This window comes from Roseateles sp. P5_E11 (assembly GCF_054049355.1).
The window spans coordinates 1-533 of the sequence record NZ_JBFUMO010001208.1 but is presented as its reverse complement, the minus strand read 5'-3'; the positions used below and the strand labels follow the sequence as shown (position 1 = coordinate 533).

Annotated in this window: 1 protein-coding gene; it reads left to right on the top strand. The window is 69.6% G+C overall.

What is annotated here, in order from left to right; genetic code table 11:
- Positions 1–469, top strand: a 469-nt coding sequence (locus ACXJKR_RS34370; protein WP_457326676.1) for an FCSD flavin-binding domain-containing protein, incomplete at its 5' end; no start/stop codon positions are given.
- Between the last annotated feature and the right edge of the window lie 64 nt (positions 470–533).

Sequence of the window (533 nt, the reverse complement as noted above, 5' to 3'; positions counted from 1 at the left end):
CGTCAAGGCCGATGTGCTGAACCTGATCCCGCCGCAGCGTGCCGGCGATCTGGCGCGCGACTTTGCCAACGTGAATCGCCGCTGGGTCGGCATCGACTGGCTGACGATGCAGGCGCAGGCCGCGCAGGGCGTGCATGTCGTCGGCGACGCGATTTTCTCGGCGCCGGGCATGCCCAAGTCGGGCCATCTCGCCAACCAGCAGGCCAAGCTCGCGGCGGCGGCCGTGCTGCAGTTGCTCCAGGGTGAGGCGGTGAACCCGGCGCCGGTGGTGATGAACACCTGCTACAGCTTTGTCACGCCGACCGAGGCCATGCATGTGGCTTCCGTCCATCAGTACGACGCGGCAGAAAAGACGATGAAGGCGGTGCCCGGTGCCGGGGGCGTGTCGCCGGCCGCGACGTCGGCCGAGGCTGGGATCGCGCTGGCCTGGGCCGAGAACATCTGGGCCGACACGCTGGCGCTTGGCTAGGAGTCTGCGCGGCAGAGGCGTGGCCCGCGTTGAGGCAGGCAGGGGCGCAGGCAAGGCGCGAGGA